Raw genomic sequence first — 24,558 nt, 5'->3', positions numbered from 1 at the left:
CAACGGTCCCACCACGATCCCCTCCCTGCCGCACGCACCGAGGGGTCCACGGCGCCCAACCCCGTGCACCCCTCGGTGGCCGTGGCGGTGCCGTCAGCGGACGTTGAGCCCCAGCGAGATCGACGCCCGCAGCCCGTCCGCCACGGAGCCCGGCCGCACCTGGGTGACCTTCAGCACTGAGGACGCCCCGCCCTGCTGCAGGTAGATGAAGTCCTCGCTGTTGCGCCACCGGCGGAACTGGTGGGTGCGGTACGGGTCCAGCGCCGCGACCTGCGCGGTCAACTGGTCCTGGAAGTACAGCTGGCCGGTGTGCACCTCGCGGCCACCGGTGTAGACCTTGACGTGGATGTGGATGGTCCGCCCGTAGTACCAACCCGGGTAGATCGTGCGGAAGACCACCAACCCGTTGGTGTCGCTGACCTGCACGCCGCGGCAGAAGGTCAGGTCGTCGGTGGGCACCCCGTCGTCACCGGCCAGCGCGGGTGAGTCGGGGTCGTTGGCGGTGAACCCGGAGTAGTAGCCGAGCGCGTCGCAGTGCCAGACGTCCACCGAGGCGTTGGGCAGGGGAACGCAACGCTTGACGTCGACCAGGGTGAAGCTCAGTTCCACAGGCACACCGGGTTTGCCCTCGGTGATGTCGCTGCGGAGCTGCTCGCCCTGGATGTAGTACGGGCCCTCGATCTCCTCGGGGGCCAGGATCGTGGAGCAGCGGAGCAGTTCCGGTGTCTCGGGGGCGGCGGAGGCCGCACCACCCAGCACACCTGCTGCCGCCGCGCCGAGGCCGATACCGCCCATGGCGGTGAGCACGCGACGTCGAGTGGTGGTCGACGGCGGGGATTCGTCGTGTTCGGTCATGGCGCTGACGGTAGGAACGGCCCGTGCCACAGGGGGAGCTGACTGGTCCAGAAGTTCAGTGCACCTCGCCCGCGCGCTCGGCGAGCAGCTCGTCCACGGGCCGGATCCAGCGGAACGGCCCCGTGGCGGACTCGTGTCGCAGCAGCGCCTGCTCGATCGAGCGCAGGCTGTTGTCGTAGCCGCGACGCAGGTCCCGCACGGCCAGCTCCACCAGCTTGAGCTCCACCAGATTGGCCCAGTACTCGCCCGTGGGCGTGAAGTGCAGGTGGAACCTGGGGTGGGTGAGCTGCCAGCGCCGGGCGGCCACCGCCTGCTCGATGACGTGGTTGTCGCAGATGACATGCACACCGACCCCGGCGGGGACCTTGCTGTGCAGCTCGCGCAGGAACGCGCTCACCCTCGGTCGGCTCGCACCGCGAACAGCTTGTGCGTCAAGGGTTTTGCGCACGGCGGAGGTGCGCTCGCGCAGCCGGCGGATGTCGCGTTCGGTCGTGCGCGCCGCGCCCGCGGAGGTGCGGGCCCCCTCGCGCACCACGCACATCGCGATGACCCGCTCCGGTGCTTCGCAGTACAGCCCCACGAGTTCGGCCACGCCGAGAAACGGGTCGCTGGAGGACAGCGGTGTGCTGGCGCGGAACAGGTGCGGTTTGAGCCCGAACGACCGCCAGATCCGGCCCACCGTGCTCGCCGAGACCCCGCTGTGCGCGGCCATGGCGCGCTTGGACCAGCGGCTGCCCGTGGGGCTGAGGTCGATCACTGTCGCGCTCACCACGCTGGCCACCTCCGCCCCGCTGATCCGGCGCGGGGCGCCGGAACGCGGCCGGTCGGCCAGGCCCGCGACGCGCTGCTCCAGGAAGCGCGCCCGCCACCGGCCCACCGTGCGCGGGCTCACCGCCAACTGCCTGGCGATCTCCGCGTTGCCCGCGCCTTCGGCACAGGCCAGGACGATCCGGCAGCGTAGGGCCACCGCCTGCCGCGAGCCGCCGCCGCGGGCGAGCCGGTGCAGCTCGGCACGTTCGGCGGCGGTCAGTCTCAGCTCGCGACCGGCCACCCGCCGATGGTAGCCAGGACTTGTGGACCGGGCGCAAGCCGCTAACCGTTGCCAGCGACCGACCCGATCCGGTCCCAGCGCGTGCTCAGGTGCCCGGCCCGGCGCGCAGCCCGGCGAGGAACACCTCCAGCCAGCGGGCGCGCACCGCGGGCGGCTGGTCCGCGGGCGCGGTGATCATCAGCAGCGTCAGGTCGGCGGCGGTGGTGCTGGGGTGCAGGTCCCCGTCGGCGCGCGCGGCGGTGAACAGCACGAGGCCCGCCGCCTCGGCGCGGCGGGCCAGCTCACCCTGCTCGCTGCTGGCCAGCGCGGCGTCCATGGCCGCGGCGGCGGCCTTGACCGCCAGGTCCTCACCGATCGTGTCGAGCAGGCGCGTGGCCAGGGTGCGCAGTTCGGTGATCGCCCGCGCGCCCGAGGTGACCCGGGCCGCGGTGGCCTCGATGTCGGCGACGATCGTCTCGGCGCGCTCCTGGATGACCGCGCGCACCAGGTCGGTCTTGGTGGGGAAGTGCCGGTAGAGCGTGCCGACGGCGACCCCGGCCGCCGCGGCGATGGCCTCGATGGCCACCTCCGGCCCGTGCCTGCTGACCTGCTCCCGCGCGGCGGTGAGGATGCGCTGGCGGTTGCGGACGGCGTCGGCGCGCAGCTGGCGTGAGGCGCACATGCTGACTCCCGGCCGGTCGGCGTGATAAAAGTGAAGGTACGTTCATCTTACTGCCGGAGGGGGCTCCTGTGGCTGTTGACTCGTCCGACCTGAGCGGGGCGCTGGCCGTGGTGACCGGGGCCAACAGCGGGATCGGCCTGGAGACGGCGCGGGGGCTCGCCGCCGCGGGGGCCGAGGTGGTGCTCGCGGTGCGGGACGAGGCCAAGGGGGCCAGGGCCGAGTCCGAGATCCTGCGCGGCCTGCCGCGGGCGGCGGTCTCGGTGGTGGAGCTGGACCTGTCCGAGCTGAGTTCGGTGGAGCGCATGACCCGCGAGCTGCTCGATCTCGGGCGCCCGATCGACCTGCTGGTCAACAACGCCGGGGTGATGGCCGTACCCCGGCGAGTGACCACCTCCGACGGCTTCGAGTTGCAGTTCGGCACCAACCACCTGGGCCACTTCGCGCTCACCGGGCGGCTGCTGCCGCTGCTGCGCGCCGCCGGGCAGGCCAGGGTCGTCACGGTCAGCAGCCTCGCCCACCGCATCGGCCGCATCGCGTTCGACAACCTACAGAGCGAGCGCTCCTACGGCCCCAACCGCGCGTACGGCGCGTCCAAGCTGGCGAACCTGTTGTTCGCCAAGCAGTTGCAGCGGTTGAGCACCCGCAACGGCTGGGGCATCCGCAGTGTGGCCGCGCACCCCGGATCCACCCGCACCAACCTGCACAGCAGCGGCCCCAGCCTGGGCCGGGAGAGCCGGCGCGAGGACTTCGTCGGGCGGCTCAAGCGGCTGCCCTGGCTCGCCCAGTCCGCCGCCCGCGGCGCGCTGCCCAGCCTGTTCGCCGCGACCAGCCCGGACGCGGCACCCGGCGGCTACTACGGCCCCGGCGGCCCGCTGGAGATGACCGGCTCGCCCGCCCTGGCCAGGGTGAGCCGCCTGGGCCGCGACGAGCAGTTGGCCGCCCGCCTGTGGCAGGTGTCCGAGCAGCTCACCCGGTTGCACTTCCCGGTGGAGGAACAGGCCGAGCAGTCCTCGTGAGCCCGCCGCCCGACGACCACGTGAGTTCCTGCGCACCAGCCGGGCAAGATCGCGAGCGGTTTCGCCGGGGCGGCGGATAGGGTGCGTCGGGCGGGGTTCTCGCCCGGTCGAGGGGCACACGAGTTCTGGACGGTGAGTGGTCGGTGAAGGTCGGTTGCATCGGGCTCGGTGACATCGCGGAGAAGGCGTACCTACCGGTGTTGACCACGATCGCCGGGGTCGAGCCGCACCTGCACTCGCGGACCGCGGCCACCGTGCGGCGGGTCGGTGACACCCACCGGATCCCGGAGCTGCACCGGCACTCCACCCTGGACTCGCTGCTGAGCGCGGGCCTGGACGCGGCCTTCGTGCACTCGCCGACCTCGACCCACGCCGAGATCGTCACGCACCTGCTCGAGGCCGGGGTGCCCACCTACGTGGACAAGCCGCTGTCGGACGAGCTGGCCGCCTGCGAGCGGCTCGTCCAGTTGGCCCAGCGGCGCGGGGTCAGCCTGATGGTCGGCTTCAACCGGCGGTACGCCCCGGGCTACGCGCAGTGCCTCGACCACCCGCGTGACCTGATCCTGCTGCGGAAGAACCGGGTCAACCTGCCCGAGCGGGCGCGCTCGTTCGCCTACGACGACTTCATCCACGTGGTGGACACGCTGCGCTTCCTGGCACCCGGTGAGGTCGAGCACGTGGACGTGCGGACCCGAGTGCGCGACGGGCTGCTGGACCACGCGGTGCTGCACCTGTCCGGGGACGGCTTCACCGCGATCGGCACCATGAACCGGCGCGGGGGAGTGGCCGAGGAGGTGCTGGAGGTCTCCGGCGGGGACCGCACCCGGCGGGTGGTCAACCTCGCCGAGGTCGTCGACTCCGGTGTGCCGCACCGCCGTGGCGACTGGACCCCGGTCGCCCGGCAGCGCGGCATCGAGCAGATCGTGCTGGCCTTTCTCGAGGCCGTGCGCGCGGGCACGCTGCTCGACGCCGAGGACGCGCTGCGCACCCACGAGCTGTGCGAGCGCCTCGTGCGGGCCGCCTGACCCCGGCCGCGTGTCGGCGCTCGCGACAGCGCGTGTCGGACGTTCCGGTGCGGTGTGTCGGACGTTCCGGTACGGCGTGTCCCGCTGTCCGGAGCGCGAGTCCCGTTCTGGGGAGCGCGAATCCCGCTGCCTGACCGGGTTCTGCTCAGCGGCTGGGCCGGACCGGCCCAGCCGCACGGGCAGGGCTACACGACGGAGCCGTGCACCCTGGCCTCCTCCAGCCAGGCGTGCTCCCTGGCGTGCAGGCGCAGCAGGTCGTTGAGCCGGTAGCGCAGGTTCTCCCCGCCGGAGGCGCTGACCTCCACCAGCTGGGCGTCGATGAGCTGCTCGATCAACCGCTCGGCCTCGGCGAGGCTGGTGTCCAGCAGGGCGGCGCCGACCCAGGCGGGGAAGTCGGGGGCGTCGAGCAGGCCGAGCCGGCGGTAGAGGCGGGCGGCGTCGGGGCTCAGGTCGCGGTAGCTGGGTTCGAAGCTGCCGCGCAGGTCCTGGCTGGCCCCGTCGAACTCGTCGAGCCGGCAGCCGTTGTCCTCCATGCGGCGCACCAGGTGCCCGACGGTCCAGTGCGGTTTGGTGGCGAGCTTGGCGGCGGCGATGCGCAGGGCCAGCGGCAGCCGGTCGCACAGGCGCACCAGGCGGTCGGCGCCCTCGGGGTCCTCGGTGATCCGGTCGTCGCCGACCACGGAGTCCAGCAGGGCCACGGCGTCCTGGCTGGCCAGGGCGCTCAGGTGCACCATGGTGGCGCCGTGGCTGCCGAGCAGCTCGGCCAGCGGCCTGCGGCCGGTGACGACCAGGCAGCAGTTCCCGTTGCCGGGCAACAGGGGCAGCACCTGGGCGAAGCTGCGCGCGTTGTCCAGGATGATCAGGACTCGCCTGCCGTCCAGGATGCTGCGGTACAGCGCGGCGCGGTCGTGCAGCTCGGTGGGGATCTGCGCGTCGGGCACGCCCAGGGCGCGCAGGAAGCTGGCCAGCGCGGAGCTGGGATCGGTGGGCTCGCCCTCGCGGTCGTAGCCGTGCAGGTCGGTGAACAGCTGGCCGTCCGGGAACCGGTCGGCCACCTGGTGCGCCCAGTGCAGCGCCAGCCCGGTCTTGCCGACCCCGGCGGCCCCGGTGACGAAGCCGGTGGCGGGGGACTGGTCCAGCAGCTCGTGCAGTGCGGACAGCTCGGCGTCCCGGCCGAGGAAACCGGGTACGTCGGGCGGCAGCTGCGCGGGCACCACGGGGCTGCTGTAGCGGGAGGCGGTGGCGGCGCAGCCCATCAGCGTGGGGTCGTCGCGCAGGATCAGGTCCTGTAGGCGTTGCAGCGCGGGACCCGGCTCCATGCCGATCTCCTCGATGGAACGCTCCCGCCCCTCGCGGAAGGTCTCCAGTGCCTCGGCCCGTCTGCCCGCGCGGTACTGCGCGGTCATCAGGTGCGCCCGCGCCTGCTCGCGCAGCGGGTGCTGGCGCACCACCGCGGCCAGCTCGCTGATCAGCCTGCGGTGCTGGCCCAGTTCCAGCCGCAGCGCCGAGCGCATCTCCACGGCGGTCAGCCGCTGCTCCTCCAGGCGTGCCGCCTCGATCTCCACGGCATACCCGCTGACGCCGGCCAGCGCCGGCCCGCGCCACAGGTTCAGCGCGGCCCCCAGCAGGTCGGCGGCCTGGGTGAGGTCCCCGGCCTGCTCGGCCTCGTGCGCCCGCAGGGCCTGGCTGGTGAACTCGGCGGCGTCGATGCGGTGCCTGCCGGTCACCAGCATGTAGCCGGGGGAGGCGGTGACGATCACGTCCTCGGCGCAGCCCGCCGCCTTGAAGGTCTTGCGCAGGCCGGCGACGCAGATCGCCACCTGGGTCCGGCCGGTGGCCGGTGGCCGGCCGTTCCACATCGACTCCACGAGGCTGTCCACCGACACCACGCGGTCCGCCGCCAGCAGCAGCATCGCGAGCACGGTGCGCTGCCTGGGCCCGCCGATCACCACCCGCTGATCTCCGGCGCGCACCTCCAGCGCGCCGAGCAGGTGAAAACTCAAACGACCACTCATCCGAACCCCCCAGTCCACGGCGATAAAAATGGTCTTACTTGTTGTAACAATTGCCGAACGCCTGATGGCTGTCCCCACAGCCACCCCACCCAGGTGTTCGATGAGAAACCCTATCTACGGCGCAACCCGTTGACAAGGCGGGCCCGGTGACCGTGAGCTGAAGTCACGGTGGCAGTCGCCGCCGGGACCGGTCCCGGCGCGGTCAAGGTGAAACGCCTTCGCTCCTCGGTGCTGGTGAGAGCGCGTTCCCGCCTCGAAAAGCCAGGCGATAACGAGATGAAAAGCGCCTGTCGTATGTTTTCCGTGGACGCTTCTGCCCGGGGCCGCCACGGCGGCGGCGATAAGCCCTTGAAAATTCATCCTTGTACGTTTCACCACATTCGGTGAATGCGTGACGCACGAGGAGTCGCAGGTATGGGGCGGTACGGGTGGGACTGTCTGCAGCAGGCGGTGCAGCAGCAGGCGGCTCGAACACCGCACGCCCCCGCGGTCACCTGCGGCGCGGACCAGCTCAGCTACGCGGAGCTCAACGCGCGGGCCAACCAGCTGGCCAGGCACCTGCTCGCCAGCGGACTGGGCCCGGAGCGGGTGGTGGTGCTGGCACTGCCCCGCTCGGTCGAACTGGTCGTGGCCCTGCTCGCGGTGCTGAAGTCCGGTGCGGCCTCGCTGGTCGCGCCCGCCGACCAGCCCGCCGAGGTGCGGCCCGACCGCGTGCTGTCCGAGCTGCGGCTGGACGACCCCGGGCTGCTGGCCCACCCGGACACCGACCTGCCCGCGCGGGTCCTGCCGCGCAGCGCCGCCTACCTGGTGCCGCCCGAGGGCGTGGTCCTGGAGCACAGCGCGCTGGTCGACCACCTGCACTGGGCCAGGGGGCACCCCGTCTACGGGCCGCTGACCTGCGGCGACACCGTGCGGGCCGAGGAGTTGGAGATCACCGGCTGGCCGGTGCTGCCCGGGGCGGACACGCGGGTGCACGTGCTCGACGAGCGGCTGCGGCCCGTCCCGGTAGGTACCGAGGGGCAGCTGTACGCCTCGGGGACCGGGCTGGCCAGGGGCTACCACGGGCGGCCCGCCGCGACCGCGGCCCGGTTCGTGGCCTGCCCGTTCGGCGCCCCCGGCGAGCGCATGTACCGCACCGGCAACCTCGTGCGGCGCACCGCGGAGGGCGGGCTGGAGTTCCTCGACGGGCACGGCCTGCCGGTGGACCCGCACGAGGTCGCGGCCGTGGCGGCGGCCCACCCCGGGGTGACCAGGGCGCTGGTGCTGGGCTCGGTCTGCCACCTGGTGCCCAACGAGGTGGTGCTCGGCGAGTTCGCGGCGGACCCGCCGCTGACCGAGCCCGAGCAGACCTGGGAGTGGCAGGACGCCACCGTGGCGCGCATCCTGTCGCTGCGGCCGAGGCGGGTGCTGGAGATCGGCTTCGACGGCGGTCTGGTGCTCGGGCGCGTCGCACCGCACTGCGAGTCGTACTGGGGGACCGAGGTCTCGCCGGAGGCCATCGCGAGGATGCGCGCCGCCGTCGCTGAGGACTCCCGGCTGGCGAGCAAGGTCGAGCTGTGGCAGCAGGCCGCCGACGAGGTGGACGGGCTGCCCGCCGGTTTCTTCGACACCGTGATCGTCAACGCGGTGGCCCAGCGCTTCCCCAGCGGGGCCTACCTGGCGGCGGTGCTGACCAAGGTCGTCGCCCTGCTGGCACCCGGTGGCGCGGTGTTCGTCGGCGACCTGCGCAACCCGCGCCTGCTGCCAGCCGAGCAGCCGGAACTGCTGGTGGACCCGGACTTCTTCGCCGCGCTGCGCGAGCAGGTCCCGGACGTGGACTCGGTGGACCTGCGGCTCAAGCGCGCCGTGCACCACGGGGAGCTGTCCCGCTGCCGCTACGACGTGGTGCTGCGCAAGCACGGCGTGGACACGGTGAGCCTGCGCGAGGTGCCGGTGCTGGCCGTGAGCGATCTCGGTGAGCTGGCCGAACACCTGGAACTGGTGCGGCCCGCCAGGGTCCGACTGTCCGGAGTGGACAATCGCAGGCTGGTGGACGACGGGATCGACCCCGAGCGGCTGCACGAACTGGCCGAGGGCCTGGAGTACTGGGCCGCCACGACCTGGTCCGCGCGGCCGGACCGGTTCGACGCCGTGCTGGTGGCCCGCGAGCACCTGGGGCCCGGGGTGTTCGACGACCTGTACCTGCCGGGGCCGCACTCCGGGCGCGAGCTGACCAGCGACCCGATGCCCTGGCGGCCCACCGGCAGGCTGCTCGACTCGGTGCGCGCCCACCTGCGCCGTGAGCTCCCGGAGTACATGGTGCCCACGACGCTGGTGGTGGTCAGCGGTTGATCAGCCGCATCAGCGGGCCGGTCAGCGCGGTGGTGATCAGCGCGAGCAGCACCAGCACGGTCAGGCCGAACTCGTTGACCAGGTGGTACTGGTAGCCGATGCTGGCGACCACGAGTTCGGTCACGCCGCGGCAGTTCATCAGCGCGCCAAGGCCCAGCGCCTGCCTGGTGGGCAGCCCGGCCAGCCGCGCGGCCCCGCTGGTGCCGAGGAACTTGCTCGCGCTGGCCGCCAGCAGCACCGCGCCGAACAGCACCCAGTGTGCCGCCGACCCGCCCAGCAGGCCGACCGAGGTGCTCAGCCCGATGCCCGCGAAGAACAGCGGCAGCAGCAGCGTCACGGAGAAGCCCTCCAGCTGACGGCGCAGCTGGTCCACCGCGGGCGAGTCGCGCGGCACGGCCAGGCCGAACAGGAAGGCGCCGATCACCGCGTGCAGCCCGATGAACTGGGTCGTCGCGGCGTAGCCGATCGCGCCCGCGGCGAGCACCGGCAGCACCAGGTTCCGGTCGGCGCGGGCGACCAGCGCCGCCAGCAGTGGCCGCACGAGCAGCAGCGTCACCAGGACCAGGCCGACCGCCAGTGCGACGGTGGTCAGCGTGCGCCCGGTGCCGCCCACCCCGGTCACGGCCAGCAGCACCGTCAGCGCGGCCCAGGCCGTGCCGTCCCCGATGGCGGCGCAGGTCAGCGCGAGCACCCCCGTCGGCGAGCGCTGGAGGTCCAGGTCCACCAGGATGCGCGCGAGCACGGGCAGGGCGGTGATCGACATCGCCAGCCCGAAGAACACCACGTACGCCGTGCTGTTCGGGGAACTGCCCGCCACGAGGTCGTGCGCGGGCAGCGCCACGGCCATGCCGACCAGCAGCGGCACGCCAACGGCCCCCGCGGTGACCAGTGCGGTCCCGCGACGGGCCCTGCCGCCCAGCGTGTCGAGCCGGAGTTCGCTGCCCAGCAGGAAGATGAACGTCACCAGGCCCATCTGCCCGGCCAGGCCCAGCGCGCCGAGGGACTGCGCGGGGAACAGCCAGTGCCAGCCCTGCGGCCACAGCGCGCCCAGCGCGGAGGGCCCGAGCAGCAGCCCGCCGAGGATCTCACCGATCACGGCGGGCTGCCCCAGTCGCCGGGCCGCGGCGCCGAACAGGTGGCACACCAGCACGATGACGGCCACCGCCAACAGGAAACCGGCGACCGGGTCCAGTGCGGGGCCGTGCAGCAGGCCCGGCCCGAACCCGGCGAGCACCCCGCCGAGCACGAGCAGGCCCACCAACACGCCCGCGCCGGTCCGCCGCCGGTTCCGGCTCACCACGGCCACGGCCTCACACCTCGCCTTCCGCCGACCAACCGGTGAACCGCCGCAATCCGTACAGCAGCGGCCGGTCCTGGTCCTGGGTGACCGTGTGCACCTCGCCGAAGACCACCGCGTGGTCGCCGACCACCCTGATGTGCGAGACCGCGCACTCGGCCACGGCGAAGGCGTGCTCGGTCAGCCAGGGCAGACCAGCGCGCTCGGTGCGCCGCCATGGCAGCAGGGAGAACCGGTCGGCCACCGGCGAGGAGAACACCTCGGCCGCCCGCTGTCCCTTGGCGTGCAACAGGTTCACCGCGAACTCCCCGACTGCCCGCAGTGCGGCCAGCGCGGGGCTTCGGGTGTTCAGGCAGGCCAGCAGGGTCGGCGGGTTCAGCGTCACGCTGGACAGCGAGGTGCAGGTCAGGCCGTGCGGGTGGCCGTCGGCGTCCACCGCGGTGATCACGCTGACCCCGCTGGGGAACGCGCTCATCAGGGTCCGGTAGTCCATAGTGGACACATGTCTGGACACGGGTGGGGCGACCATCGGTGCGTCCCTCCTGGGGTCAGTGGATCGTCGCGAGGTACTCGCGGCAGCTGGGCAGCGCGGCCACCAGCTGCTCGGCGTCCGCGCGCAGCTGGGCGAACTCGCGCCGCGCCGCGGCCGGGTCCAGGTGTGCCAGCGCGGGCTTGGCCCGCTCGGGCTGCCAGCCAAGGCCCAGCAGCATCGTGTTCCAGGAGTACATCTCGAACCCGTGGTAGTACGGGTAGATCGTCTCCTCGTCCAGCAGGTGCGAGGTGGCCAGCTCCAGCCGCTCGGCCAGGCCGTCCGGGATCTTCCTGACCTTGGCCTCCTTCCAGTACGGCGTGTCGTCGCGGGCGGCGGCCCGGTAGTGCAGCACCAGGAACTCCTTGACCCCGTCGATGACGTGGGCCACCCGGTTGTTGTAGTCGGCCACCAGCGCGGGATCCCAGCGCTCGTCGGGGAAGTGCCGCACCAGCTGCTCGATCGCGTGCTGGATGAAGAAGATCCCGGTGGACTCCAGCGGCTCCACGAACCCGCTGGACAGGCCGACCGCCACGCAGTTGTTCACCCAGGACCGCCGGTTGCGGCCGATCCGCATGCGGATGTGGTTGGCCTCCAGGTCATCGCGGCCCGGCGCGGCGACCTGGCGCAGCGTGCGCTCGGCCTCCTCTGGCGAGCAGAACTCCTCGGCGTAGACGTAGCCGGTGCCCACGCGGTTGAACAGCGGGATGTTCCAGATCCAGCCGGCGTCCATCGCCGTGGCGGTGGTGTAGGGGCGCATCCCGGTGGCCGCCATGTCCTGCGGCACGCGCAGCGCGACGGCGCGGTCGTTGGGCAGCACGTCGGTGAAGGACTCGAACTGCTCCCGCAGCGTCTGGTTGATCAGCAGCCCGCGGAACCCGGTGCAGTCCACGAACAGGTCGCCCTCGACCAGGCCCTGCTCCTTGGTGCGCACCCCGCTGATCCAGCCGCGCTGGTCCTGCACCACCTCGACCACGTCGTCCACCACGTGCTGGACCCCGCGCTCGACCCCGTACCTGGCCAGGAAACCGGCGAGCAGGTCGGCGTCGAAGTGGTAGGCGTAGGGGAACTGCGCGCGCTGCTCGGCCAGGGTGCTGCGGCCCAGCGAACCGTCCAGGTTGGCGGCGAACATCGAGCCGTCCAGCAGGCGCGGGGCGCGCTCGGCCTCGCACAGGTGCGGGGTGATGTAGCAGCTGCGGTCGAAGTCCTCGCCGCGGTCGGCCAGCCACCACTCGGCCAGGTTGAAGCCGTCGGCCACGCGCAGCCGCTCGAAGGGGTGGTAGAAGTGGTGGCCCTTGGCCCGCCAGTCCTGGAAGCGGATGGCCAGCTTGTAGGAGGCCGAGCAGTGCGGCATCCAGTCCTGCTCGCGCAGGCCCAGGTAGTCGAAGAAGTGCCGGACGGTGCTGAACGTCGCCTCGCCCACGCCGATCCTGTTGACCCGCTGGGATTCCACCAGCGTCACCCGCAGGCGGTCACCGAAGGCCGCCTTGAGGTAGGTGGCGCTCATCCAGCCCGCCGTGCCCCCACCCACGATCACCACTGACTTGATCACTTCGCACTTCCCCCGTCTCGTCCGGCTTTGGTGGCGGCGAAGCTATCCCGGGGACCTATTGAAGATTTATCGCCGGACGCGCAGGCATCCGGCCGCTGTGAACGTTCACAGCACGCATCGTGGTCATCGGTGAACACCCAGTTCACACGCTGTTCCGCGCAACCGGAACGACTGTGAACGATCGCGGTGTGAAGGCCACCCTACTTCTGGCCGTTGTCGGTCGGTAGCCGGTCGAGCACCTTGGGCGACACCCTGTCCCCGCGGCCCCTGCCGCCAACGGAGAGAGACGTATGCGCAAGCTCGTTTTGGCCGCGCTCGGAGCGTGTGCCGCCACACTCGCCCTGTCCGTGCCCGCGACCGCTGGTCCGGCCATCATCGGTGGCGGTGATGCCACCGAGACGTACTCGTTCATGGTCGCACTCAGCAACGGCTGCGGTGGCAGCCTTGTCGCTCCACAGTGGATCGTCACCGCGGACCACTGTGGCAGCGCCTCATCCGGTCGGATCGGTTCCACCGACCACAACTCCGGCGGTGAGGTGGGCCGCATCGACCAGCGGATCACCAAGCCCGGCACCGACCTCACCCTGATGCACCTGTCCAGCCCGGCCCGCGCCACCCCGGTGCGCATGGCACAGTCCAACCCCAGCGCGGGCACCAGCGCGCGGCTGATCGGCTGGGGCTGCACCAGCTGGCCGGACTGCCAGACCCCGTCCACCCTGCAGGAGATCGACCTGCAGGTGCTCGACAGCAGCCAGTGCGCCGAGGGCGGCGGTGGTGCCGGTGACGTGTGCATCTCCGGGGACCAGGCGCACTCCGCCTGCCACGGCGACTCCGGCGGTCCCGCCATCGTCGGCGGTTCCGGGAACTGGACCCTGGTCGGCGAGACGCACGGCCCCGGCGACAACGGTGGGGAGTGCGCCACCAGCACGCTCTACACCGGTATCGCCCAGTACCTGGACTGGATCAACCAGCAGATCGGGAGCTGACCATGACCTCAGGCAAGACCTTCCGCGCCCTGCTCACCGCGTTGGCCCTGCTGTTCCCGCTCACCGCGCTGAGCCTGGTCGGCGGCGGCACCGCTGATGCCGCCGTGGCCGCGCGCACCGTGTACTACGACGCCAGCGGCTCCCAGGAGTTCAAGGCCGCCGTGGACGAGGGCGCCGCCGCCTGGAACGCCGCCGTGCACAAGGTGCAGCTCAAGCCCGCGACCGGCGGGCAGGCCAGCGTCAAGATCCTGGCCGACGACGGCTGGCCGCGCACCTACCAGAACGGGTTCGGCCGCGGCACCGTCTACATGGGACGCGAGGCCGTGAACGAGGGCTTCTACCCGCCGCGGATCGCCGCCCACGAGCTGGGCCACATCCTCGGCCTGCCCGACAACCGCAACGGCCGCTGCGACTACCTGATGTCCGGGCACAGCTCGCCCACCTCGTGCAAGACCACCGCCCCGCACTCCACCGAGGCGGCCCAGGTCGAGCGCAACGCGGGCGGCTCGCTGGCCGTGCTCGCCCAGCGGGAGCTCACCTTCGTGTTCTGACCCGCTCCGTTCACGCCGTGAAGGTGGCTTTCACTGCGCTCAGCGCAGTGAAAGCCACCTTCACGTCACACCGGGCGGGTGATCGCCGCCAGCATCAGGCCGCGCAGTTCGGCGGCGACCTCGGCCACCGGGCGGGGCGGCTCGTGCGCCTGCCACTCGCGCAGCAGCCCGGTGCCCGCGCCGACCAGCGCGATCGCGGTGAGCCGGTAGTCGCGGTCCGGGGCCAGGCCCTGTTCGGCGGCGCGCCGCGCCTCGGCCTCGATGAACTCCGCCCAGCGGGCCACCCAGTACCGGTGCTGCCGCTCCAGTTCGGCGTTGACCCCGACGGCCTCCACGTAGTTGAGCCGGGGCAGCCTCGGGTCGGTGGCGATCGCCGCCACGAAGACCTCCAGCAGCGCCGAGATCCGGGTGACGGCGTCGGCCTCGGCCACGGTGTCCAGGGCCTCGGTGACCCGCTGCATGGCCAGCGCGTTGATCTTGTCGTGCAGGAGCAGCAGCAGGTGGTCCTTGCCGCGGAACTCCTCGTAGAAGTTGCGGGTGGACACCCCGGCCAGCGAGCAGATCTGGACGATCTTCGTGCGCGCGAAGCCCACCGAGGTGAACAGTTCCAGCGCCGCGGTCAGCATGCGCTGGCGCCGCTGCGCGCTGCGGTGCTCCGGTGCCACCCCCGCGTACGCCCGCTGCGACACGAGCCCTCCTCAAAGTGGAAACCAGGATTGCCACTCCAGGGTGGTCAGCCTACATTGCGAAAATCGCAATTACCACTCCCTGGCGCCGCCACCGGCGGTGTCATGAAGGTGCCGTATGAGACATCAGATGTCTCATACGGCACCTTCATGACATGCGTGGTGGACCGTTTGTCAGCGGGGTAAGGGGTTCGCGGTTCACTGGTGTGATCAACATCCCGCCGCTAACCCAGGTGGGGGAGGAGGCGTGACAGCTCGGTTGACCCTCGTTCGAGGGCATGAGTACCGTCGCTGACGTGCGTTGTGCCATGTGGCACAACAATTCTCAGAGGTGGGCGCCACTCACGATCGCGAGGAGCCGAATGTCGTCTGCCGTCGTCACAGCAGCAGCTGCCGGGGCCGACAGCGACAACGAGCTCATCCGCCAGGTCCGGTCCGGCCAGCGACAGGCGTTCCACCAGCTCTACGTGCGGCACAGCACCTCGGCGTACAACCTGGCCTGGCACCTCACCGGTAACGCGGCGGAGGCCGACGACCTGGTGGCCGAGGCGTTCGCCCGGGTGCTCAGCGCGCTGCGCGGGGACGGCGGACCGAACTCCGCGTTCCGCACCTACCTGTTGACGACCCTGCGCAACATCGCCTACGAGCAGCACCGCAGGGACAGCCGGGTCAAGCCGCAGGCCGACATGGCCGGGCACGAGCCGGTGGAGGTGCCGCCGGACCCGGTGCTGGCCGCGGCCGAACGCTCCCTGGTGGCGAAGGCCTTCAGCCGGTTGCCAGAGCGCTGGCGCGCGGTGCTGTGGCACACCGAGGTGGAGGGCAGCAGCGTCACCGAGATCGCGACCCTGCTCGGGCTCACGCCCAACGGCGTGTCCGCGCTGGCCTACCGGGCACGCGAGGGGCTGCGCCAGGAGTACCTCCAGGCACACCTGACCGAGACCCAGTCCACGGCCTGCCGGTCGGCGGTGCCGCTGCTGGGCCGGTGGACCCGAGGCGGGCTCAACCGCCGCGAGACGGCTCAGGTCGAGGCGCACCTGGACAGCTGCGGGCGCTGCCGGGGCATGGCCGCGGAGCTCACCGACCTCAACACGACCCTGCGCGCCGTGGTCGGCCCGCTGGTGCTGGGCGGGGTCGCCGCCTCGTACCTGGCCAGCACCCCGCCCGCCGCCGCGATCACCCTGGCGAAGACCAGTTGGCTGCACGCGCTCGGCTGGCACAGCGCCGCCCTGGTCACGGCGGTGGTCATCGGTGTGGTGGCCGTGGACACCGATGCCATGCTGCCCGCGATGGCCGGTCCGGACACGTCGGTCGGCGCGGGCCTGCCCCCGTTCGCGGTCAGGACGCTGCCGCCGACCAGCCCCGCGACCACGACCACCGCGGCGGCGGCGCCCGCGAACTCCCCGGGCGCGGTCGCCATCCCGCCGCGGCCTGCCGCCTTCGCCATCAAGTCCACAGTAGACAGTGTGACGCTGGTGCGCGGCGGCAGCCCGGTCGACCTGCCGATCACCTTGCACAACAGCGGTGAGCGGGCCAGCGGCGTGCTCAGCACCACCCTGGCCCTGCCGCCGGGCGTGCGGTACCAGGGTAACGGAACCTGCACCCAGCGCGACGCCGCGCTGACCTGCCGCAGCGCCAAGGGGTTGGGGCCCAACGAGTCCAGCATGCTGACCGTGCCGCTGGTGGCCGACAAGTCCGCGACCAACGGCATCATCACCGGCTCGGTCTCCGACGGGGCCGCCAGCGCGCGGCTGGGTGAGGTGCGGGTGGACGTCACGCACGTCAACCCGTGGTCGGTGCGGGCCGGTTCCATCGACGTGGCCCAGCGCATCGCCAAGTTCTGGCTGACCGTCAGCAATTCCGGGGACGCCGCGGCCGAGGCTGCCATCGAGATCAGTGGCCCGCCCGGCGCGATGTTCGAGAACCTGGACTTCCTGCACTGCACGGTGATCGGCCCGCAGATGCGCTGCAAGGCCACCGTGGCCGCGCGCGGCGAGTTCGTGACGAGCGTGTGCGTCCAGTCCTTGGTCAGTGCCCTGAGTTCGGTGCAGGTGCGGGTGGTGTCCGGCGAGGACGAGACGCGGCGCTCGTTCCCCATCGGCTTCCAGTGACCTGGCTCACATCGCACGTCCTGGCGTCATCGCGGCACCGCAATTCCATCTGTACCGCATGATGCTCCCCGAGGTCCACCTGGTCTGCGGCACGCGTCCGGAGGCCGTCAAGCTCGCCCCGGTGGCGCTGGAGCTGCTCAGCGCGGGCCGGATCCGCCCGGTGCTCGTGGCCAGCGGCCAGCACCCGGCGATGGTCCGCCAGGCGCTGGCCGCCTTCGGGCTCACCCCGGACGTGGAACTGTCGCTGCACAGGGAAACCGGCGAACAAGCCGAGCTGTACTCGGGTCTGCTGCCCGAACTGGACGGACTCTGGGCGCGCCACAGGCCCGGCGCCGTGCTCGTGCAGGGGGACACCGCCACCACCGTGGCCGCCGCGCTGGCCGCGTTCTGGCGGCGGATCCCCGTGGTGCACCTGGAAGCCGGGCTGCGCTCGCACGACATCGGCTCCCCGTTCCCCGAGGAGGCCAACCGCAGGCTGGTGAGCGTGCTGGCCGCCCTGCACCTGCCGCCCACCGACCGCGCCGCCCGGCACCTGGCCGACGAGGGCGTGCCGCAGGACAGGACCCTGGTCGTGGGCAACACGGTCGTGGACGCGATCCGCACGGTGTCCCGCCGTGGACGCGCTTTCACCGAACCGGCCCTGGTCGAGGTGGAGCGCCGCGCCCGCGCCGGGGAGCGCAGACTGGTGCTGGTCACCGTGCACCGCAGGGAGAACTGGGGCGGCCCGATCGCCTCGGTGCTGGCCAGCGTGCGCACCCTCGCACGGCGTTACCCGGACCTGGACGTGGTGCTGCCCGCACACCCCAACCCCGTGGTGTCCCAGCAGGTGCGCGAGGCGCTGCGGGACTGCCCGCGCGTGCTGGTCACCGAGCCGCTGGAGTACTCGGACCTGGCTCGGCTGCTGGGAAGTTGCACCCTGGTGCTGTCCGACTCCGGCGGCATCCAGGAGGAGGCGCCCAGTTTCGGCGTGCCGGTGCTGGTGCTGCGCGAGTCCACCGAGCGGCAGGAGGCCCTGGACGCGGGCTGCGCGCTGCTGGTGGGCACCGACGAGGAGCTGATCCTCGACGCGGCGCACCGCATCCTGAGCAGCCCCGAGGTGGCCGCCTCGATGGTCAGCGCGGGCAACCCCTTCGGGGACGGCCAGGCCGCGCGGCGCACCGAGGAGGCACTGGCCGTGCTGCTGGGGCTGGACACCCGGCTGCCCGACCGGTTCGAGCCGGGACAGCACCGTGCCCTCCTCCGGTGACGTGCTGCTGCGCTGGCGGGACCGCAGCGTCGCCAGCGGCTGGGCCTTCCCGCGCGACTGGATCCTGTGCGAGGCCGAGGACGTGGTGGACGCGCTGCTCTCCGGCGCCGACCTGACCGGTCCACTGGGGCGGCTGGGCCGGGCGCGGGCCAGGGCGGGCTGCGACCTGCGCGAGTCCCTGCAGGACGTGACGGCGCTGTACTCGCTGGTCGGCGAGGTGCAGGTCGAGCAGGACCTGCCCATCGGCTGGCTGCGCGCGGTGGCCACCGGCTGGGCCGACGAGGCGGTGCGCGGACTGGGCCGCACCAGGGTGGACGACGGGCTCACCGGGTTGGTCACCCGCGCCTACCTGCGCACCCGGCTGGCCGAGGTGTACCAGGAGGACCAGGCCCGCGGAACGTCCACACCGGACCGTTACGCCCTGGTGGCCGTCTCGGTGGACCTGACCGAACTGCCCCGGCTGTCCCGGCTCAGCGCGCTGGTGCTGGTGGCCAATGCACTGCAACTGGTCTTCCACGCTGGGGAGACCAAGGCGCTGGTCGCCCCGGCCACGGCCGCCGTGCTGGTCCGCACCTCGGCGCTGCCCGAGGGCCGGATCAAGGACGCGCGCCAGCTCATCGCGCAGCGGCTGGCGGCCGACGGGCTGTCCGCGGCGCGGGTCCGTGCCTGGAGCCAGCGGCTGCCCGCGCGTTACGAGTCGGCCTGTGATCTGGTCAACAGCCTTCGCGGCTGAGGTTTTTCCCGCAACCGCGTCACCGCCGGCCCCGTGCTGCATCTGGAACACGTCGCACAAGTCGGTTCGATCGGAGTGGTCATGACCGTGTCACGCATCGCACGTGCGCTCAGCGGGGCGGTGTTGCTCGCGGCGGCCGGGCTGCTGCTGGCCTGGAGCGGTGTCCGCCAGCTGGAGTCCGAACTTTTCGCCGCGCTGACCCGAACCACCATCGACTCCGGCGCGTACAGCTCCTCGGACGCCGCCGTGGTCTACCTCAACGCGGGCACCAGGGGCATGTTCGGGCTGGAGATCACCTCCTCCTGCACGATCGCCTACCCGCTGGCGGGTTTCCTGCTGCTGCTGGCCTTCCTGGCCCAGGTGCCGCGCTGGTCGCTGGCCAGGGTGTGGCTGGCCGGGCTCGGCTCCACCGCGGTGCTGGTCGCGGTCAACCAGGTCCGCCTGCTCGGCATCGCCTTCGCCAGCAGGGAATGGGGCCTGCAGACCGGGTACGAGATCAGCCACCGGGTGGTCGGCACCGTGATCACCCTGGTCGGCCTGGTGCTGGCCATCGCCATCGTGTTCGCCGTGATCGGCCGGGACTCCCGCGCCGCACGGGCCGCCGCCTGAGGGAAGGACTGAGCTGATGTACACCGTGGGACCCATCACGATCGGCGGTACCGGGGCCGGACTCGCCACAGCCACCCTGGCCGCCACCGGGGTCAACTCCCTGTCCATCGGCATGGGCGGCGCGATCCTGCTGATCACCGGCGCGGTGCTGGTGCGGGCCGGGTCGATGAAGCGGCGGCGGGACAAGTGATCAGCGTCGTCTCCGGCGTGGTCATCGCCATCGGGCTGTGCTACTTCCTGCTGGCGATGGTGCTGGGCATGCGCTACGCCCGCGTGCAGCGCCGCGAGCACGAGCGCACCCGGCGTGCGGGCGTCGTGCCGCACGCCCCGCGCATGGAGCTGTACTTCCTGGTGCCCTGCCTGAACGAGGAGCGGGTCATCGGGGACACCGTGCGCACCCTGCTGCGCGAGGCCCCCGGCTCACGGGTCGTGGTGATCGACGACGGCTCCGACGACGACACGGTCGGCCAGGCCCGTGCCGCGGGCGGCGGGCAGATGCTGCTGGTGCGCCGGATCCTGCCCGACGCGCGCAAGGGCAAGGGAGCCGCGCTCAACCACGCGTACCGGCACGTGATGGCCGATGTGCGCAAGCGCGGGCTGGACCCGGAGAAGGTGCTGGTGTGCGTGATGGATGCGGACGGGCGCGTCTCGGCAGGCGCGATCCCGCACGTGCTGCGGTTGTTCAGTGACTCGACGGTCGGCGGTGCGCAACTCGCCGTGCGCATCCGCAACCGCGACTCGTTCATCACCCGCATGCAGGACGTGGAGTTCTGGTCGGTGGCCGCCATCGCCCAGTACGGCCGGTCCTACACCCGCTCGGTCAGCCTCGGCGGCAACGCCCAGTTCACCCGGCTGTCCGCGCTGATCGACCTGGGCCGCGACCCGTGGTCCAGCTCGCTCACCGAGGACCTGGACCTCGCGCTGTGCCTGATGGCAAAGGGCTGGGCGCTGGTCACCACCCCGCACGCCTGGGTGGAGCAGGAGGCCGTGGACACCTGGCGGCGGCTGATCCGCCAGCGGACCCGGTGGTACCAGGGCCACATGATGTGCATCAACCGGCTGCCCGCGGTGTGGCGCTCCACCAAGCTCTCGCACATCGCCGCGCTGGAGGCCTCCCTGTACGTGCTGATGCCCTGGGTCACCGTGCTGCCCTGGTCACTGATCTTCCACTACACCCTGTTGCAGACCGTTTTCGTGTGGAGCTATGTGGGGACCGACCAGTTCCTGGGCTCCTCCGGGCTGTCCCGCGTGCTGTTCGTGCTCGTCTGGTACCTGCTGTCCTTCCTGCCGCACATCGTGGCCGGGTACGCCTACTCGCGGCGCGACTCCGGCACGAGCCGGTTCAAGGCCGTGCTGTACGGACACGCCCTGGTGGCCTCGGGCTACGTGACGATCGCCGCCGCGTGGAGCGCCCTCGGCAAGATCATCGAGGGCTACTCGGGCTGGGCCAAGACAACGCGCAGCGCGGTGCCGGCCCCCGCCCGCTCGGAGGCGGCATGATCGGACTGCTGATCGCGCTGGCCGCCGTGCTCTTCGGCGCCGCGCTGCTGGCCGCCTGCTTCGGCCTGCGCAGGCGTTCCGACGTGGTCACGGCCGTGCTGGTGTTGTTCTTCCTGGCACTGGCCACGCTCGGCAAGCTGCTCGGCCTGCTCGGCGGCCTGCGCTCCGAGCCGATGTTGTTGGCAGCACTGGGTTTCTGCGTCGCCGCCGCGATCGTCGCGCTGTTCGTGCCGATGGCCAACCGCGGGTTCATGGCCACGCTGCGGCTGTTCGCCCCGCCCTACCCCAACGCGCTGCACGCCCCGCTGGTGTGGATCGCCGCCCTGGGCGCCATGCTCGCGCTGGGCTACCGGTTGTTCGTCGCGGTCCGGTTGCCGCCCAAGGACTACGACTCGATCTTCTACCACCTGGTGAGCGTGTCCCAGTGGGTGCGCACCGGCTCGCTGTCCCGCCCGTTCCTGGACCTGGCGGGCACCAACCCCTACACCGTGATCTGGGCCGACTCGTACCCCAAGGACGCCGAGCTGATCTCCACCTGGAGCGCGGTGTTCCGGGGTGACCTCCAGTACACGCAGGTCACCCAGCTGGCCTTCGCCGTGCTGCTCGGCTTCGCCGGGTACGGGCTGGGCCGCAGACTCGGCGCCAGCGCCGCCTGGTCGGTGCTGGCCGCCTGCACCGTGATCACCATCCCGGCCGCCCTGCTCCAGTTGGACACCAACTACGTGGACGTGGCGATGTGCGCCGCCGTCGTGGCCGGTGCCCAGTTCGCCGTTGCCGCACTAGGTATTGGTGGCGGTGACCGTCCACTGTGCACCGGAACCGGCAACTACGCGCTGCTGTCCGGCCTGAGCTTCGGCCTGGCCGCGGGCATCAAGGCCACCGGGGCCGCCTTCGGCGGGGTCACCCTGCTGGTCGTCCTGGTCTTCGCCATGCTGCACGTCCGCTGGCACAACCTGCGCCAGCGCCCCGGCGAGGGCATCGGCCTGGACCGCTGCGCCTCACGCCGCGCCACCCGCCTCGCCCTGGCGATGGCCGTGCCGCTGCTGCTGTTTGGCTCCTTCTGGTACCTGCGCACCTGGTGGCACTGGGGATCCCCGTTGTGGCCCATGGCCTTCGGCCCGATGCCCGGCCCGATCGACCCGACCTACTTCTACCAGACGGTGAACCTGCCCGAGGCCTGGCAGACCGACCCGGCCCCGCTGGCCGCCGTCAAGATGTGGGGCTCGGCCGTCACCGCACCCTTCCAGCCCTGGAACCTGCTCTACCAGCAAGGCGGGCTCGGCGTGGTGTGGCTGTTCCTGGCCCTGCCCGCGCTGCTGTGGCTCTACGCGAGGCCGAGCAGGCACCGTGACGCCGCAGTCGGCCTGCTGCCGTTGGTCCTCGCCTCGTTCGTGGCCGGTTCCTACGTCGTGCCACGTTTTTCGCTGCCACTGGCCGTCGCGGGCACCGTCGCACTCGCCGTGCTGGCCACCTCGCTGCGTGCCCCCGCCTTCTCGGACAGCGCACGTCACCGGCTGCGCCAGGAGCCCAAGCTCTCGGCGAAGGCCAAGTCCGCACTGGCCTCCGTGCTCGCCGGCCTCGCCGTGCTGGGGCTGACCTTCAACGCCTCGTGGGCCACCACGGCGGGCAACTGGGACGTCACGCCCGGAAAGCGCTCCGCGGGCGACGTGATCACCGCCGCGGTCGCCCCGGCCGAGCAGCGCCAGAAGATCTCCTACTGGGAGCAGTCCCAGCGGCTACAGGACAAACTCGTCGGCCACGCGCCCGTTGCGTTCCTGGAGAACGCCCCGCTCTGGCAGACCCTGACCACCACCGGCCTGGACATGCGGCGCGCGCTCTCCGTACTGCCCGCGGTGTCCAGTGTGGACCAACTGGCCAAGTCACTGCACGAGCGCGGACTGCGCTACGTGTACCTGTCCCAGGACTCCCCGGACCTGGTGTCGCAGCTGAAGTCGCCGACCGGCGGGCAGCGGTTCCGCCCCGTCTCCGACATCGACCGCGGCCAGGTCTACGAGCTGATCGATCCCCGAGGTGACCAGTCATGACCAGCGCTGTGCCCCAGCAGCTCGCCCCCGTCCAGCCACTGGCGGGCCGGGTCGCCCCGCCCCGCGTGCTCGTGGTGGGCCGCGCCCCGCTGACCGCCGAGGGCATCGCCCGCGTGCTCGAACGCGCCACCGGCGTGGTCCTCGCCGGGGTCACCTGCTCCATGTCCGTGGCGGTCAACATGATCGCCATGCGACACCCCAGCATGGTGGTGCTCGACGAGCAGATCGACCCCAGCCTGTGCTCGGTGACCCGGTTCGCGTCCCGGCACGGGGTCGGCGTCGTGCTCGTGCTCGGGCCCAGCGGCCCGCCCACCGTGCGCGCCTCGCTGGGCAGGCGGGCCGGGGCCAACGCCGTGGTCTCCAGCACCGTCGCGCCCGCCGAACTGCTCGACGCCATCCGGCACACCGCCGCTGGCCGGCCGTTCGTGACGCCCGAGCTGCGCACCGGGAGGCCCGTGCGGCTCGCCGGGCTCGGTGGACCGGGCGGCGCCCTGTCCCCGCGCGAGTCCGAGGTGCTGCACCTGATCGCCGAGGGCATGGACAACCACGGCATCGCCGCCGCGCTCGGCGTCTCGCTGGAGACCGTGCGGACCCACGTCAAGAACACCGCCCGCAAGCTCGGCGCCCGCGACCGCTCCCAGGTCGTGGCCATGGCCTACAAGTCCGGCTTCGTCGACCGCTTCACCCGGTGAGCGCCCTGGTGCCATGAAAGTGCCGTTCGAGGCATCTAACGCCACGAACGGCACTTTCATGGCGCGGGTCACTCGGCGGTGATCGGGTCCTTGCGGAAGCGGCGGTAGAGGCCGAAGCCGACCAGTCCGGCGAGGGCGGCGCCACCGGCGCTCATGGCTACGCCGTCACCGAGCGGCACCGGGGGCTTGGGCACGTTGGGGCCGCAGGTGGTCTTGGCGAACTCCAGGGAGACGCCCTTCTCACCGAGCACGTTGACCGACAGGGCGGTGACGGTGATGACCCCCTCCTTCTCGGTCTGCTTGTTGATCAGGACCTCGCCCAGCCCACCAGGCAGTTGCACTCCGGTCTGCTTGCCGGGCCGCACCTCGACGGGCACGTCGACCAGCGGGGCACCGGGCAGCAGCGCCACCCTGACGTGCACACTGGCCAGGTTGAAGGTGCCCTTGAGGTCACCGCCGTCAGCGGTGCAGCCCACGTCGAGCGAGGCCTCGGTGATCTCCACGCGGGGGCCGCCCGGGATGCCCACGGTCAGCTTGGCGTCGGCGTAGTTCACGTCCGCCTTCGAGTACCCCTTGGCGGTGTCCCCGCTGGCCGCCGCGCCAAGGCCGACCAGGTCCAGCCGGGCGATACCCAGGTCGACGGTGGGCTGGGTGATCTTGCCGCCCGGCGGGTACTCCACCTGCACGGGGCTGATCGCGGTGCCCAGCACGGAGCCGCGGATCACCTCCGCCTTGGCGTAGGCCTTGCCGGTCTCCTCGGCGAACGCGGGGGCGGCTCCGACCACCAGCCCGAGCCCGGCCACCCCGGCCGCGGCCAGCGCCCTGCGCGCAATCCTTGATCGCACTCCGATCTCCTTCCTCACCTGGGGAGCCCGCCGCGACGCGAGGGGCACGGCAGCAACCCTCGGTGGCGCGAACGTGTTGTGGGAAGCCAGGAAGGGGACAACACCCCAGCACGGTGAGCGGTGCTCACCCAGCGGGGGGAGTCGCGGGAATTTCCCGTTGTGGCGGCGTAATGGCGGGCGCCCAGCCTCATCTACGCCGCATCGAACAGTACTGGCACTGGAAGG

At 71.9% G+C, this 24,558-nt stretch carries 21 protein-coding genes and 1 pseudogene; 13 read left to right on the top strand and 9 right to left on the bottom strand.

From position 1 onward, the window contains the following. Positions 1–93: 93 nt before the first annotated feature. The 3 genes from KALB_RS30925 to KALB_RS30915 all read right to left on the bottom strand — a co-directional run bounded on the left by KALB_RS30925 (position 94) and on the right by KALB_RS30915 (position 2,567). On the bottom strand, positions 94–855 hold the full coding sequence (locus KALB_RS30925) for an intradiol ring-cleavage dioxygenase (protein ID WP_030109579.1): 762 nt from the start codon (positions 853–855) through the stop codon (positions 94–96). 55 nt (positions 856–910) lie between these two features. Next, entirely contained in the window at positions 911–1,906 is a 996-nt protein-coding gene (locus KALB_RS30920; RefSeq protein WP_025359551.1) for a helix-turn-helix domain-containing protein, read from the bottom strand. 85 nt (positions 1,907–1,991) lie between these two features. After that, a complete protein-coding gene (locus tag KALB_RS30915) occupies positions 1,992–2,567 on the bottom strand; it encodes a TetR/AcrR family transcriptional regulator (protein WP_025359550.1) in 576 nt (191 codons plus the stop codon). Positions 2,568–2,635: 68 nt separating this feature from the next. Here KALB_RS30915 and KALB_RS30910 point away from each other — a divergent pair, with 68 nt between their 5' ends. Together KALB_RS30910 and KALB_RS30905 are read left to right on the top strand one after the other, a co-directional pair. Further along, the gene (locus KALB_RS30910; protein ID WP_025359549.1) at positions 2,636–3,583 is read left to right on the top strand and encodes an SDR family oxidoreductase; all 948 of its coding nucleotides are present in this window, start codon (positions 2,636–2,638) and stop codon (positions 3,581–3,583) included. Between the two features lie 143 nt (positions 3,584–3,726). After that, the gene (locus KALB_RS30905; RefSeq protein ID WP_025359548.1) at positions 3,727–4,608 is read left to right on the top strand and encodes a Gfo/Idh/MocA family protein; all 882 of its coding nucleotides are present in this window, start codon (positions 3,727–3,729) and stop codon (positions 4,606–4,608) included. Positions 4,609–4,793: 185 nt separating this feature from the next. Here KALB_RS30905 and KALB_RS30900 read toward each other — a convergent pair whose 3' ends face one another. After that, entirely contained in the window at positions 4,794–6,623 is a 1,830-nt protein-coding gene (locus KALB_RS30900) for an AfsR/SARP family transcriptional regulator (protein WP_025359547.1), read from the bottom strand. Between the two features lie 450 nt (positions 6,624–7,073). Between KALB_RS30900 and KALB_RS30895 the strand changes: the two are divergent. Further along, positions 7,074–8,954, top strand: a pseudogene (locus KALB_RS30895) (AMP-binding protein); the annotation flags it as partial. Here the strand turns inward: KALB_RS30895 and KALB_RS30890 are convergent. Genes KALB_RS30890 through KALB_RS30880 form a run of 3 tightly spaced genes read right to left on the bottom strand, consistent with a single transcriptional unit; the run spans position 8,944 to position 12,332 of the window. Beyond that, entirely contained in the window at positions 8,944–10,260 is a 1,317-nt protein-coding gene (locus KALB_RS30890) for a cation:proton antiporter domain-containing protein (protein ID WP_025359545.1), read from the bottom strand. The pseudogene KALB_RS30895 and the gene KALB_RS30890 overlap by 11 nt on opposite strands. 4 nt (positions 10,261–10,264) lie before the next feature. Next, complete coding sequence (locus KALB_RS30885) at positions 10,265–10,744, bottom strand: flavin reductase family protein (protein WP_025359544.1); 480 nt, start codon at positions 10,742–10,744, stop codon at positions 10,265–10,267. Positions 10,745–10,799: 55 nt separating this feature from the next. Continuing rightward, on the bottom strand, positions 10,800–12,332 hold the full coding sequence (locus tag KALB_RS30880; protein WP_025359543.1) for a tryptophan halogenase family protein: 1,533 nt from the start codon (positions 12,330–12,332) through the stop codon (positions 10,800–10,802). Positions 12,333–12,622: 290 nt separating this feature from the next. Between KALB_RS30880 and KALB_RS30875 the strand changes: the two genes are divergently transcribed. Both KALB_RS30875 and KALB_RS30870 read left to right on the top strand, forming a co-directional pair. Continuing rightward, the gene (locus KALB_RS30875) at positions 12,623–13,318 is read left to right on the top strand and encodes a S1 family peptidase (RefSeq protein WP_025359542.1); all 696 of its coding nucleotides are present in this window, start codon (positions 12,623–12,625) and stop codon (positions 13,316–13,318) included. Between the two features lie 2 nt (positions 13,319–13,320). Beyond that, positions 13,321–13,869, top strand: a complete 549-nt coding sequence (locus tag KALB_RS30870) for a snapalysin family zinc-dependent metalloprotease (protein ID WP_025359541.1) — start codon at positions 13,321–13,323, stop codon at positions 13,867–13,869. 65 nt (positions 13,870–13,934) lie between these two features. Here the strand turns inward: KALB_RS30870 and KALB_RS30865 are convergent, their stop codons facing one another. Continuing rightward, entirely contained in the window at positions 13,935–14,495 is a 561-nt protein-coding gene (locus tag KALB_RS30865) for a TetR/AcrR family transcriptional regulator (RefSeq protein WP_042222763.1), read from the bottom strand. A 422-nt stretch (positions 14,496–14,917) separates the two neighbouring features. On the opposite strand from KALB_RS30865, the gene KALB_RS30860 reads away from it, so the two are divergent. The 8 genes from KALB_RS30860 (at position 14,918) to KALB_RS44435 (ending at position 23,488) form a co-directional block, all read left to right on the top strand. Beyond that, positions 14,918–16,663 carry a sigma-70 family RNA polymerase sigma factor gene (locus KALB_RS30860; RefSeq protein ID WP_025359539.1) on the top strand — a complete coding sequence of 582 codons (1,746 nt, stop codon included), beginning with the start codon at positions 14,918–14,920 and terminating at the stop codon, positions 16,661–16,663. Between the two features lie 58 nt (positions 16,664–16,721). Next, positions 16,722–17,909, top strand: a complete 1,188-nt coding sequence (gene wecB / locus KALB_RS30855) for a non-hydrolyzing UDP-N-acetylglucosamine 2-epimerase (RefSeq protein ID WP_025359538.1) — start codon at positions 16,722–16,724, stop codon at positions 17,907–17,909. Continuing rightward, positions 17,893–18,642, top strand: a complete 750-nt coding sequence (locus KALB_RS30850) for a hypothetical protein (protein WP_025359537.1) — start codon at positions 17,893–17,895, stop codon at positions 18,640–18,642. The genes wecB and KALB_RS30850 overlap by 17 nt, the downstream gene beginning before the upstream one ends. 81 nt (positions 18,643–18,723) lie before the next feature. Next, positions 18,724–19,251 carry a hypothetical protein gene (locus KALB_RS30845; protein WP_148309721.1) on the top strand — a complete coding sequence of 176 codons (528 nt, stop codon included), beginning with the start codon at positions 18,724–18,726 and terminating at the stop codon, positions 19,249–19,251. A gap of 16 nt (positions 19,252–19,267) precedes the next feature. Continuing rightward, the gene (locus tag KALB_RS47865) at positions 19,268–19,441 is read left to right on the top strand and encodes a hypothetical protein (protein ID WP_158510852.1); all 174 of its coding nucleotides are present in this window, start codon (positions 19,268–19,270) and stop codon (positions 19,439–19,441) included. After that, entirely contained in the window at positions 19,438–20,751 is a 1,314-nt protein-coding gene (locus KALB_RS30840) for a glycosyltransferase family 2 protein (RefSeq protein WP_025359535.1), read from the top strand. The genes KALB_RS47865 and KALB_RS30840 overlap by 4 nt, the downstream gene beginning before the upstream one ends. Further along, positions 20,748–22,796 carry a hypothetical protein gene (locus tag KALB_RS30835; RefSeq protein ID WP_025359534.1) on the top strand — a complete coding sequence of 683 codons (2,049 nt, stop codon included), beginning with the start codon at positions 20,748–20,750 and terminating at the stop codon, positions 22,794–22,796. Before KALB_RS30840 ends, KALB_RS30835 begins: the two co-directional genes overlap by 4 nt. Continuing rightward, positions 22,793–23,488 carry a helix-turn-helix transcriptional regulator gene (locus KALB_RS44435; protein ID WP_025359533.1) on the top strand — a complete coding sequence of 232 codons (696 nt, stop codon included), beginning with the start codon at positions 22,793–22,795 and terminating at the stop codon, positions 23,486–23,488. Before KALB_RS30835 ends, KALB_RS44435 begins: the two co-directional genes overlap by 4 nt. Before the next feature lie 68 nt (positions 23,489–23,556). Here KALB_RS44435 and KALB_RS30825 read toward each other — a convergent pair whose 3' ends face one another. Further along, complete coding sequence (locus KALB_RS30825) at positions 23,557–24,333, bottom strand: hypothetical protein (protein WP_148309720.1); 777 nt, start codon at positions 24,331–24,333, stop codon at positions 23,557–23,559. Positions 24,334–24,558 lie beyond the last annotated feature (225 nt).

This window comes from Kutzneria viridogrisea DSM 43870 (assembly GCF_000525635.1).
Lineage (GTDB): Bacteria > Actinomycetota > Actinomycetes > Mycobacteriales > Pseudonocardiaceae > Kutzneria > Kutzneria viridogrisea.
Note: the sequence above shows the minus strand (reverse complement) of the source record. Positions and strands in the feature narration are given on the sequence as shown.

Bases quoted from the DNA above. Each gene is read 5' to 3' on its own strand.
- KALB_RS44435 (WP_025359533.1), top strand. From the start codon at position 22,793: ATGACCAGCGCTGTGCCCCAGCAGCTCGCCCCCGTCCAGCCACTGGCG.
- KALB_RS30845 (WP_148309721.1), top strand. From the start codon at position 18,724: ATGACCGTGTCACGCATCGCACGTGCGCTCAGCGGGGCGGTGTTGCTC.
- KALB_RS30915 (WP_025359550.1), bottom strand. From the start codon at position 2,567: ATGTGCGCCTCACGCCAGCTGCGCGCCGACGCCGTCCGCAACCGCCAG.
- KALB_RS30900 (WP_025359547.1), bottom strand. From the start codon at position 6,623: ATGAGTGGTCGTTTGAGTTTTCACCTGCTCGGCGCGCTGGAGGTGCGC.
- KALB_RS30870 (WP_025359541.1), top strand. From the start codon at position 13,321: ATGACCTCAGGCAAGACCTTCCGCGCCCTGCTCACCGCGTTGGCCCTG.
- KALB_RS30885 (WP_025359544.1), bottom strand. From the start codon at position 10,744: ATGGACTACCGGACCCTGATGAGCGCGTTCCCCAGCGGGGTCAGCGTG.
- KALB_RS30860 (WP_025359539.1), top strand. From the start codon at position 14,918: ATGTCGTCTGCCGTCGTCACAGCAGCAGCTGCCGGGGCCGACAGCGAC.
- KALB_RS30865 (WP_042222763.1), bottom strand. From the start codon at position 14,495: ATGCTGACCGCGGCGCTGGAACTGTTCACCTCGGTGGGCTTCGCGCGC.
- wecB (WP_025359538.1), top strand. From the start codon at position 16,722: ATGATGCTCCCCGAGGTCCACCTGGTCTGCGGCACGCGTCCGGAGGCC.
- KALB_RS30875 (WP_025359542.1), top strand. From the start codon at position 12,623: ATGCGCAAGCTCGTTTTGGCCGCGCTCGGAGCGTGTGCCGCCACACTC.
- KALB_RS47865 (WP_158510852.1), top strand. From the start codon at position 19,268: ATGTACACCGTGGGACCCATCACGATCGGCGGTACCGGGGCCGGACTC.
- KALB_RS30925 (WP_030109579.1), bottom strand. From the start codon at position 855: ATGACCGAACACGACGAATCCCCGCCGTCGACCACCACTCGACGTCGC.
- KALB_RS30835 (WP_025359534.1), top strand. From the start codon at position 20,748: ATGATCGGACTGCTGATCGCGCTGGCCGCCGTGCTCTTCGGCGCCGCG.